This is a genomic window from Scandinavium sp. NPDC088450 (assembly GCF_044900545.1).
Lineage (GTDB): Bacteria > Pseudomonadota > Gammaproteobacteria > Enterobacterales > Enterobacteriaceae > Scandinavium.
Map to the genome: position 1 here is coordinate 117,676 of NZ_JBJDNI010000013.1, position 13,894 is coordinate 131,569.

Genomic DNA, 13,894 nt, shown 5'->3' on the forward strand with positions numbered 1-13,894 from the left:
CTCACTGGTGAACATCAGTCCGTGACAAGTTGCGCATAATAATGGAAAGCGAATCACTGCGCAATTTTTATACAGCGCTTAAGCCTGGTTGAAGCGAAAAATGGGGGCCAGATAACGTTCGGCCTGCGCAATGATCGCTTCGTACGTTTCCGGTTCCAGGGTACGCCATAAGCGCTGATACCATACATCGGCCCCTTCGCCATTCACCATCATTCCGCCTTCCCAGGCTTGTATAAACTTGCCACGAGCTTTTTGCTGTGTCTCTTCATCCCATAACATGACATTATTTTCGGCGTCGTAACAGGCCTTCAGCCATGCACCTCCGCTTTCGGGCAAAAACAGCAGCGGTTGAGACATGCCCTCCCGATAGCCTTTCACCAGTTCAGCCAGGTATTGCAAGGCTTCCTGTGCCGAAAGCGGTGGGAATCGCCACTCGCCTTCTTTACGAAGAAACAGCCTGCTCTCGCCTGTTCCGCCACTCGCACAGTAGACAAGATGCTCCAGCCAAAGTTGCATTCCCTGCGAGACGTTCTGCAAAGACGGACGCCAGCGTAACAGACCGTCCGACTGTACCTGCGGCAGCCATCCGGTAATGTTGACGCCGTCACAGTGCAAATCGATTTCCAGACTTTTCGCGGGCTGGCGACAGGCATTCACCCTGTCGGCCAGCGCCTGCATTTCCTGACGCTGGCTGTCCCAGGCTATTTCACCAAACGCGCCGTAGGGCAGCTCACCAGCGGCACGGAATCGCCTGAACATCAGGCCTGCATCCTGTTCATCCACCAGCGTATTGACCAGCTGTTGATTAAGCTGGTAGCGGGTCAACCCTTCCAGGGTGAAGGGTTCCGTTTCGGGGATCTCATTCTCTTCGGTGCGGAAATTGACCTGCAAGCGCATCTGGAAAAAGGCTCGTACCGGATGCAGCCAGAAGCGCTGCAGTTGCTCAAAGGGCAAGGATTCAATCGTTAGCGGTGGCAACGGCTGGATAAACTCACTGTGCGCTTCGCCCTGCTGACTCGCAGCCGCCAGCCACTCATGGGCATAGCTTTGGCTTTCCGTTGGCTGGAAATTGGCAGCATCGAACGGCATGCGGGTGTGCAATTGCGTGATGTGCTGTTTGACCTTTTGCTCGCTTTCATCGCAGTTCAATGCTTCGTCGCCGCTCAGGCAATGGCTCTGACCAATGTAGTCAACCAGTTCCTGAACCAGCACCGAGGGATAGCGTTCGCTGTTGTCCTGAATCGAGCGGCCGATGTAGCTGATGTAAAGCTTTTGTTCGGCGGACATCAGCGCTTCCAGGAACAGATAGCGGTCGTCATCACGACGGCTACGGTCGCCACGAACCGGTTTCTGGCTCATCAAATCAAAACCAAGCGGGGCAAGCGCACGCGGGTAGATGCCATCATTCATCCCCAGCAAGCACACCACTTTGAAAGGAATCGAACGCATCGGCATCAGGGTACAGATGTTCACCGGTCCGGCGAGGAAACGCTGGCTAATACGCTCCTGGTCAAGACGCTGCGCTAACTCATCGCGCAGCAAAGACAGCGGCACGGTTTCGCCGTAATGCGAGGCCAGCCCCTGATCGATGATTCCCTGCCACTGCTGTTCAATCAGCGCCAGTGCAGCCTCGGTGTCAGTATCTGGAAGATAGAAATCGGTGAGCATTTCCCGGCAAACGGGCAACCAGTCCGCAAGGCTTCTCTCCTCCACCAGCGTTTGTCGCCACTGGTTCAGTTTCATCAATAACGACGCCAGATGCCCCACCAGTTCCGCAATCAGACCACTCGATTCATCGTAAGGTAATACGGAATGCCACTCGCCCTGCGCACTTTCCATGGCATAGCCCAACAACATTCTCGTCAGGCCAAACTGCCACGTATGCTGCCCGGTTGCAGGCAGTTCCCACTCCCGCACGTTGTCATCATCCAGACCCCAACGGATGCCCGATTCATTCACCCACTGGCGTAAATAGCGCAGCCCTTCCTCATCGATATTGAAACGCGCCGCAATCACCGGCACATCCAGCAACGCGAGCACATCTTCACTGGCAAAGCGGCTATCCGGCAAAGAAAGTAAGGTGATAAAGGCCTGCAAGGCGGGGTGAGATTGTCGGGCACGCCTGTCCGAGATTGCCCACGGCACATACCGCTCGCCACTCGCGCTGCCAAACACCGCCTGAATGAAGGGGCTGTAGCTGTCGATATCCGACACCATCACAATGATGTCCCTCGGGGTGAGCTCAGGATCGGCTTCCAGCATTGCCAGCAGCCTGTCGTGCAAGACTTCCACTTCACGCTGGGGGCTGTGACAAACGTGGATCGTCAGGCTGCGATCATCAGGATCTAATGTTCGTTTACTTTTGCTGTTCGCAAACTCTTCCGCGGTACGCCCGGCGATAGCGTGATTCTGCAGTTCGAGCACATCGTACTGCAGGTTATGCAGCAGATTGTCAGGCTCAATATCCACAAACGCATCCAGCTCCTGATAGCGTTCCAGCCCCGCAAGCAGGTAGATGTAATCCCGGCCCAGTTTGCCCCACGAAGCCAGCATAGGGTTGCCAATATCCTGTTCACCTTCGGCATTGAAGAGAGCAGGCGCTTGTTCCGCATCACGAAACAGCGGTAATTCACGCTGTTCCCGATGATGTCGGCGCTGGCGTGCCATCAGTTTTGCCAGAAATGCCGGATCTTTGATGTCGCCCCAGTAGTAACGGCAAGGGTTGGTGAAAAGGACATAGACATCAACGTGTTTCCCTAATGCCTGCAAAGCCTGAAGATACACAGGAGGAAGCGCAGAGATCCCACAAATAAAGACACGAGACGGCAGCCCAGTCGGTGGCTGGTCGCTGTTCTCCAGAGCCGAAATAAAACGCTGGTAGAGGTTGGCACGGTGCCAGAGCGGCTGCCCTAGCGCGGCAGTATGTTCCACCAGCGCTTTCCATAAAGGTGCCTGCCACAGCTGTGCATCGTCGATGCCATCTACAAGTTGATCGGCTTCCCAGCGAGTCAGCCATTCCGGACGATAAACCAGATACTGATCGTAAAGATCCGCCACGCGCGAGGCCAACTGGAAGAGTTTGCGTTTATCGCTGTCTTCCGCCAGGTAGTGACGCAACGGTGCGAACGCCTCAAGTTCTAGCATCTCTGGCAGCAGTGTCATTAGCTTCCAGCTCATGCTTTGCTTGTTAAAGGCGCTTTGCTCGGGGATATCAGGCAAAACGCGTACAAACATGTCCCAGATAAAGCTCGCCGGGAGGGGAAAATCGATATTCGCCGCGATGCCAAAGCGTTTTGATAGCATCATCTGCAGCCATTGCGCCATGCCGGTACTCTGTACCAGCACCATTTCAGGTTCGAAAGGGTCGCTGAGCCGGTCCTGCTCAACAATAAACTCCATCAATGCTTCCAGCACATCCAGACGGTTGGAGTGGTAGACCCGTAACATATTCGCTCCTGACGCTCGCGGTTAAGCCATTAACGGTGTGGGCAATGCAGACGGGACATTTTCCCCTGTCGGCCCAATGGCGTGGTGATCGTGACTGAGATGCTGACACATCTTTGGTAACTTGTCTGCACACGGTTGGCCTGCCAGTTTTCGCCGGGAGGTATGCTTTGCCGCTGTGTTTGCCGCCATGCTTCGCGCCAGAGCTGCCGGTATTGAGCGAGCTGCGCATTCCCGTTGGCAATATGGCTTATCCCGCCGGTCAGCGCGGTGACTACCATGATCATCAACACCACGCTGAGCAATACCTCTGGCAGGCTAAAACCTTGCTCTCGATTTAAGGAAGCTGACATTGTGCCGCCTCCTTACGTGGGCAGAAATCACTCCAGCCATGGCTATCAAACTGAAGAGTGTTGTTATTTAAAACCCCTGTAAGCCAACGAAATTGCCCGCCGCTGTTTGCCATCATGAGTACCGTGTCATCTTCAAAAACGCGCAAACAAACGCGTCCATGATAAAGGGCCATTTGCACACATTGTTCATCCTGCCCTGACGTCCAGGGATTCACGCTTCCCCATTCCAGCAAAGAACCTGCGTTGGCACTCTCCTGCAAGGCGGTCATTTCCATGTTGGCCTGCGAGAGCAATGCCTGATGCTGAACACCCAGCCCCTGCAATGTCAGGCTGCCAAGCACCAACATCAGCAGAACCAGCAGCAAAGAGGACATGCCTTGCTCATTTTTCACAGATTATGTCCTGTCACGCTGTAGCTGGCGGACATTTGAGTTTTCGGACGCGATGTCAAATGCCCTTGCAGCTTCAGCGTAAACTCGGGCGGAAAACCGCTGCTGTCGTGCCGGGTGACGCTGAAGTCGTCAATCAGCATAAAATCAGGATCCGTCATTTTCTCCCATCCTTTCCCCACGCAGTTTGTCGCCCCGCGCAGCGTTTCAATTGCACCGTTTTGCAGTCTGATGCCAGTCACTTCAGCCGCGTTGGCGGGTGTCTCTTCCCATTTGCCGTTCAGATTGCTGTCCCAGCGAGACAGCAGGCAATGTGACTCAAGTACAAGCCCTTCTCCGACACAGGTTCCACGGCAAAAGCCTGCTCGCTGTATCTGGCGAGAGATCGTAAACACGCGCTGCCAGATTTCCTCATTCAGCGCCTGACGCTGGGTTTGCTTTATCGCCATCATTTGTAATGCCGGTAAAAACCGCGCGGAGGCGAGCAAGAGCACACTGCTGATCGCCATCGCGATGAGCACCTCCACCAGCGAAAACCCCTGTTGATTTACTGACACGCAACGTCACTCCCGTCCCTGCACAAACGGACTCGCCCCCAGTTAGAGATAACGATGGTCCAGCTGGTCTCTCCGCTTTTAAGCGTGATATGACCGGGCCAGGCAGTGTTGCGTAAGCCGTAAAAAGCCAGCGACGGGGTCAGTTCACTGAGCACCACTTCAGGCCACTGTGGACGCAACACCAACAGATGTTCAGATGTGCAATCCGCTGTGCCTTCATCTGCCGCATTCAGGCACCAGCTTGCGCCGTGGCTTTCTTTTCGCGGCAGACGATCGCGGTTATGCCAGTTGGCGTCATTACGCAGCATCACCAGATAGTCCCTGACCTGCGAGGCAGTTTGCCAAAGCCGCTGTTGCTGCTGCCAGCGTTGCCAGCCATAAAGGCCGCCTGCGCTGAGGACAATCATCAGCGATATCGCAACCAGCATTTCAATAAGGGTGTAGCCCTGTTCTCGTTTCATGGGCGAACTATGTCGCTTGCGAAAAGGCAATGCGAACAGGAAATCAGGACATTACGAGGAGGATTCAGCACAAACGGCGTGGCTTGCAGGCCGTTGCATTAACACAGGAAGTGCGCCTCAGAAAAAACAAAACCGGCCATTGGCCGGTTTTTGTAGAAGTGACTCGAATTAGATAGCCACTGGCGCTTTGATACCCGGATGCGGGTCATAGCCTTCGATTTCAAAATCATCAAACTGGTAGTCAAAGATAGACGCCGGTTTACGTTTGATAATCAGCTTCGGCAATGCTCTCGGCTCGCGGGTTAGCTGCAGGTGAGTCTGTTCCATGTGGTTGCTGTACAGGTGCGTATCGCCCCCGGTCCAGACAAAATCACCAACTTCCAGGTCGCACTGCTGCGCCATCATGTGCACCAGCAGAGCATAGCTGGCGATGTTGAACGGCAGGCCGAGGAACACGTCACAGGAACGCTGATACAGCTGGCAGGAGAGCTTACCGTCTGCCACGTAGAACTGGAAAAACGCGTGGCACGGTGCCAGCGCCATTTTATCCAGTTCGCCCACGTTCCAGGCAGAAACGATGATGCGGCGTGAATCCGGATCGTTTTTCAGCTGATTCATGACGGTGGTGATTTGATCGATATGGCGACCATCCGGAGTGGGCCACGCACGCCATTGCTTGCCGTATACAGGCCCAAGATTGCCCTGCTCGTCTGCCCATTCATCCCAAATGGAGACATTGTTTTCATGCAGGTAAGCCACGTTGGTGTCGCCTTTCAGGAACCACAGCAGCTCATGAATGATGGAGCGCAGATGACAGCGCTTGGTGGTCACCAGCGGGAAACCTTCCTGCAGATTAAAACGCATCTGGTGGCCGAAAATCGACAGCGTGCCGGTGCCGGTGCGGTCATTTTTTTGGGCGCCTTCATCAAGCACCTTTTGCATCAAATCAAGATACTGTTTCATGGTTCCTCAGGACACTTGTTGCTGCGGGCGACGATAAGCCCAAACCATCATGATAATCCCCGCAAGCACCATCGGAATGGACAGGATCTGGCCCATGCTGATGTACTGCACCCACGCGCCGGTGAACTGCGCATCTGGCTGGCGGAAAAACTCAACGATGATGCGGAACAAGCCGTAGCCAATCAGGAACAGCCCGGAAACTGACCCGGTAGGACGCGGTTTGCGGATAAACAAATTAAGGATGATAAACAGCACCACGCCTTCCAGCGCCAGCTCGTAAAGTTGCGAGGCATGACGCGGCAGCACGCCGTATTGATCAAACAGAGACTGCCATTCCGGGTGCGATGGCAGCAGCGCCAGGTCTTCCGCACGTGAGCCTGGGAACAGCATGGAGAAGCGGAAACTCGGATCAACGCGGCCCCACAGCTCGCCGTTGATAAAGTTGCCCAGTCGCCCACAACCCAGACCAAATGGGATCAGCGGCGCAATGAAATCGGCCACCTGGAAGAAGGTGCGTTTGGTGCGTTTCGCAAAGACAATCATCACCACGATCACGCCAATCAGGCCGCCGTGGAAGGACATTCCACCGTCCCAGACGCGGAACAGGTAGAGCGGGTCTTGCAGGAAAACAGGCATGTTGTAAAACAGGACATAGCCAATACGCCCGCCGAGGAAAACCCCGAGGAAGCCTGCATACAGCAAGTTTTCGACTTCGTTTTTTGTCCAGCCGCTACCCGGGCGATTCGCCCTGCGAGTTGCCAGCCACATGGCGAACACAAAGCCCACCAGGTACATCAAGCCATACCAGTGAAGCGCAACCGGTCCGATGGAGAAAATCACCGGATCGAAGTCCGGGAAATGCAGATACCCACTGTTCATCTGTCACCACAAATACTTGTTATTCCGCTGAAAGTGGTCAGCGGTAGCGATCAGCAGCCAAACGGCTGCTCCAAAGTGGCGAATGATAGCATAAGCCGGGAAAGGGTGAGGCGAGGAAAGATGTAAAAGATCTGTATAGCTAAATGATCGAACCCTCTTCGGGGATGAAGAGGGTCTTCAGGCTTTAGCGGCCACCGCGAATTAAACCACCCAGCCCACGGCGTTCCATAAAGGCGGCCACCTGATGGCGAACTTCCGTGGTGAGTTGGGCTTCGAGACTGCGCTGCGCCAGATTTTGCGCATCGGCCAGTTCGATGTTGCGAAGCATGTATTTCACGCGAGCCACAGAACGCCCGTTCATGGAAAGATGACGGAACCCAAGGCCAACCAGAATGGTAACGCACATCGGATCGCCCGCCATTTCACCGCACACTCGCAGATCGATGCCATGGCGTTCAGCATCCTGGGCGATCATCGATAGCGCACGCAACAACGCAGGATGAAGACTGTCGTAGATGCTTGCCACGCGGGTGTTGTTGCGATCCACGGCCAACAGATACTGCGTTAAATCGTTCGTTCCGACAGAAATGAAATCCACCCGGCTGCTCAGGTGTGGCATCAGGAAGACCATCGACGGCACTTCCAGCATCACGCCGATACGCGGTTTCGGGATTTCATAGCCAATCATCTCTTCCACTTCTCGCCCGGCACGTTCGATCAGGCGTTTTGCCTCATCAATTTCATCAATGCTGGTCACCATCGGCAGCAGAATGCTGAGATTCCCTGTCGCCGCATTGGCTCGTAGCATGGCGCGAACCTGGATGAGGAAAATTTCCGGCTGGTCGAGCGTGATGCGTATACCACGCCAGCCCAGGCAAGGGTTTTCTTCACTGATAGGCATGTACGGCAGTTGTTTATCCGCACCGACATCGAGCGTTCGCAGCGTGACCGGCTTGTCGTTGAACATCTGCAACATGCCTTGATACTGGGAAACCTGCTCTTCTTCAGACGGGAAACCGCTCTGTAGCATAAACGGGATTTCGGTACGGTACAGACCGATACCGTCGATGCGGCTCCCGAGCTTTTGCTCATGCTCCGGGCTGAGACCCGCATTGAGCATGACTTTGACTCGTTCGCCCGTTTTCAGCTGTGCAGGACGATCGACATCGTCTTCAGCAATACGGCTAAGCTCGTTTTCTTCGCTGATGAGACGCTGATATTCCTGCAGCAGCACTGGCTCAGGGTCGACCAACAGCTCGCCACGATAGCCATCTACCACCAGCATGCGACCATGCAGGACAGAAGGCTGAATATCCGCGCCCATCACCGTCGGAATGCCCAGCGCACGAACCATAATTGCGGCATGCGAGTTGGCTGCACCGTCTCGCACCACCACGCCTGTCAGCCTGTCTTGCGGCACTTCCGCGAGCGTGGTCGCAGAAAGTTCATCTGCCACCAGCACAAAACGCTCAGGCCAGGCATTTGCGCCCTGAATGGAATCATCAAGATGGAACAGCAGGCGCTGCCCAAGTGCGCGTAAATCTCCAGAGCGTTCTTTGAGATAACCATCGCTTAGCGCAGCAAATTGGGCGGCGAACTTCTCAATGATGGTTTTGACGGCCCATTCAGCGACGGAGCCTTTGTCCACTTCGGCGAACAGCTCTTTACGCAAACGGGCGTCAGAAAGCAGGTGTGAATAAAGATCGAAAATGGCCGCGGTTTCTTTCTGCGCCCCGGCCGCAAAGCGTTTGCTGTAGCGGCGGAACTCGCCCGCAGCCTCTTCCAGTGCCCCTGTCAGGCGTTCGCGTTCCGACGCTGTGTCCAGCGTGGAAGCTTCATAGACCTGCTCCATTAGCGGGAGAGTGGCATCCATCCAGCCTTCAGCTATCGCCACGCCCGAGGAAGCAGGCAATGCGCGAATACGGGTCTGGCGATACTGGCCAAACAGCGCGGTGAGCTGTGACTGGGAAAGAATGGCGGCCATCTGCGTGGCAAGCGTAACGAGGAAGGACTCTTCGCTTTCATCGTATTGACGAAGTTCCCGCTGCTGAACAACCAGGACACCGAGCAACTGGCGGCGCTGTATGATCGGCACCCCCAGGAAAGCACGGTATTTTTCTTCTTTTACTGACGGGATGTATTTGAAACTGGGGTGTTTTTGCGCATCGGCAAGATTGATAGGTTCCGCCAGGCGCCCCACCAGGCCCACAATACCCTCGTCGAATGCGAGCGTAATGGTGCGGCCCCGTGGCTTTTTCAGCCCCCGTGTCGCCATCAGGTAGTAACAGCGCCTGTCGTGATCGGCCAGGTAAACCGAGCAGACCTCGGTTTCCATTGCCTGGCAGATATCCGTGACCAAAATATCGAGAGCCTCGTTAACACGGGGCGCACTGGCCACTTTCTCGACTATTTCTCGCAACCGGGTGAGCATAATGTGCGTGGCTTAACCTCTTTTACGTCGCCAGGCAGGCGCGCTTTGCGGCTTAGGAGGAGCCTCCGTCAGCGACATGACAACACCCGCGAATTCTTTCATCACCCGACGGTAGACATCGCGTTTAAACGACACCACCTGACGCACCGGATACCAGTAACTTACCCAACGCCAGCCATCGAACTCCGGTGTACTGCTGGTTTGCATGTTGATGTCGGCATCGCTGCTCATCAACTGCAGAAGAAACCATTTTTGTTTCTGGCCGATACAAACCGGCTTTGTGTCCCAACGCACCAAACGTTTTGGCAACTTGTAGCGCAGCCAGTTTCGGGTAGAAGCCAGTATCCGTACATCTTTACGGCTTAAACCGACCTCTTCAAACAATTCCCGATACATTGCCTGTTCAGCAGATTCACCTGGATTTATCCCTCCCTGAGGGAATTGCCAGGAGTGCTGACCATACCGCCGGGCCCACATCACCTGGCCCTGGCGGTTGCAGATTACAATTCCAACATTTGGGCGGTAGCCATCGTCATCAATCACCGGACTACCTCTAAATAATCTTCAATGTGAATGATTGTTTCACACTCGCCGGAAACGGTAAACCACTCTCTTTCGGCAGTAACACCGGATAACATTTGAATAACTCACAGTAATCATCAAAGTTATAAACAGCGAGAGCCTTTTCAACGCCATTTTATTCACTTTTTCTGTGGATAGACTTGTGAAGAAGTGTGGAATTACCGCGGGAAAACCCTGAATACTCCGAAAAGCAGGCATTTTCACTGGAATTATAATAGTAATCTATTCATTAGCTTAGCGTAGTGATTTTTCATTAAACCTGCAACAACGTGATACTCGTCACACAGGAGATCCTTTGACTGATGAAAGATCGAGCAACGTCGTTTTTATCCACAGATTGTGCCACTAACTTAGACACTTTTTGTGTGAAAATTGGATTTTCGTCGCACGTCAAGGCTGTAAATGGAAACAGTAGTGGCACTTTTTCACAGTTATCCCATTTTTCTGTGGATAACAGGGTGTAAGATCCTGTTCATTGTCAGTGACCAGAATGAGGGTAACCTTTTTAAGTCGTTAGAATTGGCTCCCCCAGGGAACAAAAAACACATTAAAATCATCACATTGGTTAAGTTATCCAGAAAGAGGTAAACTTCTTCCACAACGGGATAAATCCCCGCTCATTTTTTCACCAAAGGTGTTGCGTTATGTCCATTCTTACTCCACTGCGTCATCCCCCGCTGTCAGAAGCTCAACTTTTGAGCCAGGCACAGCAACTTGCGGGATACAGCCTGGGTGAGCTGGCGGCGATGGCAAAGCTCCCTATTCCTCCGGATCTAAAACGTGACAAAGGCTGGATCGGCGTTTTGCTCGAAATCTGGCTAGGTGCCAGCGCGGGCAGCAAACCCGAGCAAGACTTTGCCGCGCTGGGCGTCGAACTGAAGACGATCCCTGTCGATAGCAATGGACGTCCTCTCGAAACCACCTTTGTCTGTGTGGCCCCGCTCACCGGCAACAGCGGTGTGACCTGGGAAACCAGCCACGTACGTCATAAGCTCAAACGCGTGCTTTGGGTGCCTGTCGAAGGTGAGCGCTCCATTCCCCTTGCTGAACGCCGCGTGGGTGCGCCGCTGCTGTGGAGCCCGAGTGAAGAAGAAGAACACCAGCTGCGGATGGACTGGGAAGAACTGATGGATTTGATTGTGCTCGGGCAGGTGGAACGTATCACCGCCCGCCACGGCGAGGTCTTACAGCTTCGGCCCAAAGCCGCCAACAGCAAAGCGCTGACGGAAGCCGTAGGGCTTCACGGCGAACCGATCATGACACTGCCGCGCGGTTTCTATCTGAAGAAGAATTTCACCGCCGCCCTGCTCGCCCACCACTTTTTGCTCTGACACTATTCGTTTGGGTTATGCAGGCGCAAAGGCTTATAATTGCGCTTTTAGTATTTGGCAGGATTTACAATGTTATTTGCATGGATAACCGATCCCAACGCGTGGATGGCTCTTGGAACACTGACCATTCTCGAGATTGTGCTGGGTATCGATAATATTATTTTCCTTTCCTTGGTCGTCGCGAAACTCCCTACAGCACAGCGTAACCATGCCCGCCGCATCGGTTTGATGGCTGCGATGCTCATGCGTCTGGCACTGTTGGCCTCTATCGCCTGGGTTGTGAAGCTGACCAATCCACTGTTTACGCTGTTTGAACACGCGTTCTCTGCCCGTGATCTGATCTTGCTGTTGGGTGGGCTGTTCCTTATCTGGAAAGCCAGTAAAGAGATCCACGAGACGATTGAGGGCGAAGAAGAGAGCCTCAAGACCAACGTGCACTCCTTCTTTGGCGCGATCGTGCAGATAATGTTGCTCGATATTATCTTCAGCCTGGATTCCGTGATTACCGCCGTCGGGCTTTCCGACCATCTGTTCATCATGATGGCCGCCGTGGTGATTGCCGTTGGCGTGATGATGTTCGCTGCTCGCCCGATTGGCGAGTTTGTTGACCGCCACCCGTCCGTCAAAATGCTGGCGCTTTCCTTCCTGATTCTGGTGGGCTTCACCTTAATGCTGGAAAGCTTCAGCATTCACATCCCGAAAGGCTATATCTATTTCGCGATGTTTTTCTCTATCGCGGTGGAAAGCCTTAACCTGTTGCGAAACAAAAAGAATCCGCTTTAAACATCTGGCAGCGCCAATTTGCGCGCTGCCCCGCAAACTTTTTAAGATTTTACTGCTTTTTACTTACTGCATACCGGGTTATTACTAGAATGATAGGAGTTGCGGTCATATAAGGGTGATAACGATGACAAAATGGGCAGTTTTGATTTCCGCGGTAGGGCTGGCTTTTGCTGTTTCCGGTTGCAGCAGTGACTACGTGATGGCAACAAAAGATGGCCGTATGATCCTGACGGACGGCAAGCCAGAAGTTGATGATGACACTGGCCTCATCAGTTACGAAGATCAGCAAGGCAACAGAATGCAAATCAACCGTGACGATGTCTCCCAAATCATTAAGCGCTAAAAGAAAACAGGTCAGCCACGCTGGCCTCATATTGGCAGACAAAGAAGGAAAAAACGTGGTTTTTCCTTCTTTGTGATGATCAGGCGAAAATCAATAAATTGATTTTCCTTATTTTTTATCAGGTGTTTTTTGTTCGTCCTGCCTCGTGATGTGTTCATCATCATTATCAGCTCCGCTCCGCTGCCCTTTTTGATTTTTTGCTTCCGCTTTTTCCTCGCATCTGCCATGTTTATATTCCTTTGTCGGGCGGGTTACGCCTGACGTTGTTGATTCAGATAAAGGAAGGCGGCTATGCACTATCACCGTATCCCCCACAGCTCACTGGAGATCAGTACTCTGGGGCTTGGCACAATGACGTTTGGTGAACAAAACAGCGAAGCCGACGCCCATGCACAGCTCGATTACGCCGTTTCTCAGGGTATTAACCTGATTGACGTCGCAGAGATGTACCCTGTCCCTCCTCGCCCGGAAACTCAAGGGCTGACAGAAACCTACGTCGGCAACTGGCTGGCAAAACACGGCAGCCGTGAAAAGCTGGTGCTGGCTTCAAAAGTCAGCGGCCCGTCGCGTAATAACGACAGCGGCATTCGGCCTAATCAGGCTCTCGATCGCAAAAACATTCGCGATGCGCTGCATAACAGCCTGACCCGACTGCAAACCGATTATCTCGACCTCTATCAGGTTCACTGGCCTCAGCGTGCCACCAACTGCTTCGGCAAACTGGGCTATCAGTGGACCGAGTCACAGCCGGTGGTTACGCTGCTTGAAACCCTGGAAGCCCTGACAGAATTCCAGCGTGCGGGCAAGATTCGCTACATCGGCGTCTCCAACGAAACCGCATTCGGTGTGATGCGCTATCTGCATTTGGCGGATAAACATGACCTGCCACGTATCGTGACCATCCAGAACCCGTACAGCTTGCTGAACCGCAGCTACGAAGTAGGTCTGGCGGAAGTGAGCCAGTATGAAGGCGTTGAACTGCTGGCGTACTCTTGCCTGGCGTTTGGCACGCTGACAGGTAAATACCTCAACGGAGCCAAACCAGCGGGGGCACGTAATACGCTGTTCAGCCGCTTTACTCGCTACAGCGGCGAGCAAGCACAGAAAGCCGTTGCGGCCTATGTTGATATCGCGAAACGCCACGGCCTTGATCCGGCACAGATGGCGCTGGCATTTGTCCGTCGCCAGCCGTTCGTGGCCAGCACCTTGCTGGGCGCCACAACGATGGAACAGCTTAAAACCAATGTGGAGAGCTATCATCTGGAGCTGAGCGAAGACGTGCTGGCAGAAATTGAAGCGGTGCATCAGGTGTATACCTACCCGGCACCGTAAGAGGTAAAAAGGGAACCAGACGGTTCCCTTTTTTATTGCCGGATGA

15 protein-coding genes and 1 pseudogene are annotated in these 13,894 nt (G+C 53.7%); 5 read left to right on the top strand and 11 right to left on the bottom strand.

Features of this window, described 5'->3' with window-relative positions; translation table 11 throughout:
• Positions 1 to 78 precede the first annotated feature (78 nt).
• The 10 genes and pseudogenes from recC to ACI2I2_RS13675 form a co-directional block, all read right to left on the bottom strand.
• Entirely contained in the window at positions 79 to 3,447 is a 3,369-nt protein-coding gene (gene recC, locus ACI2I2_RS13630; protein WP_404658386.1) for an exodeoxyribonuclease V subunit gamma, read from the bottom strand.
• Between the two features lie 29 nt (positions 3,448 to 3,476).
• On the bottom strand, positions 3,477 to 3,797 hold the full coding sequence (locus tag ACI2I2_RS13635) for a prepilin-type N-terminal cleavage/methylation domain-containing protein (protein ID WP_404658387.1): 321 nt from the start codon (positions 3,795 to 3,797) through the stop codon (positions 3,477 to 3,479).
• A complete protein-coding gene (locus tag ACI2I2_RS13640) occupies positions 3,782 to 4,189 on the bottom strand; it encodes a DUF2509 family protein (protein WP_404658388.1) in 408 nt (135 codons plus the stop codon). Before ACI2I2_RS13640 ends, ACI2I2_RS13635 begins: the two co-directional genes overlap by 16 nt.
• Positions 4,186 to 4,743 (bottom strand): prepilin peptidase-dependent protein, encoded by a 558-nt coding sequence (locus ACI2I2_RS13645; protein ID WP_404658389.1) that lies wholly within the window; start codon positions 4,741 to 4,743, stop codon positions 4,186 to 4,188. The genes ACI2I2_RS13640 and ACI2I2_RS13645 overlap by 4 nt, the downstream gene beginning before the upstream one ends.
• On the bottom strand, positions 4,734 to 5,204 hold the full coding sequence (locus tag ACI2I2_RS13650; RefSeq protein ID WP_404658390.1) for a prepilin peptidase-dependent protein: 471 nt from the start codon (positions 5,202 to 5,204) through the stop codon (positions 4,734 to 4,736). The genes ACI2I2_RS13645 and ACI2I2_RS13650 overlap by 10 nt, the downstream gene beginning before the upstream one ends.
• A gap of 168 nt (positions 5,205 to 5,372) precedes the next feature.
• Positions 5,373 to 6,167 (bottom strand): thymidylate synthase, encoded by a 795-nt coding sequence (gene thyA / locus ACI2I2_RS13655; protein ID WP_330982827.1) that lies wholly within the window; start codon positions 6,165 to 6,167, stop codon positions 5,373 to 5,375.
• Positions 6,168 to 6,173: 6 nt separating this feature from the next.
• On the bottom strand, positions 6,174 to 7,046 hold the full coding sequence (gene lgt / locus ACI2I2_RS13660; protein WP_330982826.1) for a prolipoprotein diacylglyceryl transferase: 873 nt from the start codon (positions 7,044 to 7,046) through the stop codon (positions 6,174 to 6,176).
• 184 nt (positions 7,047 to 7,230) lie between these two features.
• Positions 7,231 to 9,477 carry a phosphoenolpyruvate--protein phosphotransferase gene (gene ptsP, locus ACI2I2_RS13665; protein WP_404658391.1) on the bottom strand — a complete coding sequence of 749 codons (2,247 nt, stop codon included), beginning with the start codon at positions 9,475 to 9,477 and terminating at the stop codon, positions 7,231 to 7,233.
• Positions 9,478 to 9,489: 12 nt separating this feature from the next.
• On the bottom strand, positions 9,490 to 10,020 hold the full coding sequence (gene rppH, locus ACI2I2_RS13670; protein WP_404658392.1) for an RNA pyrophosphohydrolase: 531 nt from the start codon (positions 10,018 to 10,020) through the stop codon (positions 9,490 to 9,492).
• 364 nt (positions 10,021 to 10,384) lie between these two features.
• Positions 10,385 to 10,516, bottom strand: a pseudogene (locus ACI2I2_RS13675) (hypothetical protein); the annotation flags it as partial.
• Here ACI2I2_RS13675 and ACI2I2_RS13680 point away from each other — a divergent pair.
• The 4 genes from ACI2I2_RS13680 (at position 10,462) to ACI2I2_RS13695 (ending at position 12,516) form a co-directional block, all read left to right on the top strand.
• The gene (locus tag ACI2I2_RS13680) at positions 10,462 to 10,647 is read left to right on the top strand and encodes a hypothetical protein (protein WP_404658393.1); all 186 of its coding nucleotides are present in this window, start codon (positions 10,462 to 10,464) and stop codon (positions 10,645 to 10,647) included. The pseudogene ACI2I2_RS13675 and the gene ACI2I2_RS13680 sit on opposite strands and share 55 nt — an antisense overlap.
• Positions 10,648 to 10,703: 56 nt before the next feature.
• Positions 10,704 to 11,390 (top strand): DNA mismatch repair endonuclease MutH, encoded by a 687-nt coding sequence (mutH, locus tag ACI2I2_RS13685; protein WP_404658394.1) that lies wholly within the window; start codon positions 10,704 to 10,706, stop codon positions 11,388 to 11,390.
• 69 nt (positions 11,391 to 11,459) lie between these two features.
• Positions 11,460 to 12,173, top strand: a complete 714-nt coding sequence (locus ACI2I2_RS13690) for a TerC family protein (protein ID WP_404658395.1) — start codon at positions 11,460 to 11,462, stop codon at positions 12,171 to 12,173.
• Between the two features lie 124 nt (positions 12,174 to 12,297).
• A complete protein-coding gene (locus ACI2I2_RS13695; RefSeq protein ID WP_097162008.1) occupies positions 12,298 to 12,516 on the top strand; it encodes a YgdI/YgdR family lipoprotein in 219 nt (72 codons plus the stop codon).
• Between the two features lie 26 nt (positions 12,517 to 12,542).
• Here ACI2I2_RS13695 and ACI2I2_RS13700 read toward each other — a convergent pair whose 3' ends face one another.
• Positions 12,543 to 12,743, bottom strand: coding sequence for a hypothetical protein (locus ACI2I2_RS13700; protein WP_404658396.1), 201 nt, complete (start codon positions 12,741 to 12,743; stop codon positions 12,543 to 12,545).
• Positions 12,744 to 12,807: 64 nt separating this feature from the next.
• On the opposite strand from ACI2I2_RS13700, the gene ACI2I2_RS13705 reads away from it, so the two are divergent.
• Positions 12,808 to 13,848, top strand: a complete 1,041-nt coding sequence (locus ACI2I2_RS13705; RefSeq protein ID WP_404658397.1) for an NADP(H)-dependent aldo-keto reductase — start codon at positions 12,808 to 12,810, stop codon at positions 13,846 to 13,848.
• Positions 13,849 to 13,894: the final 46 nt, after the last annotated feature.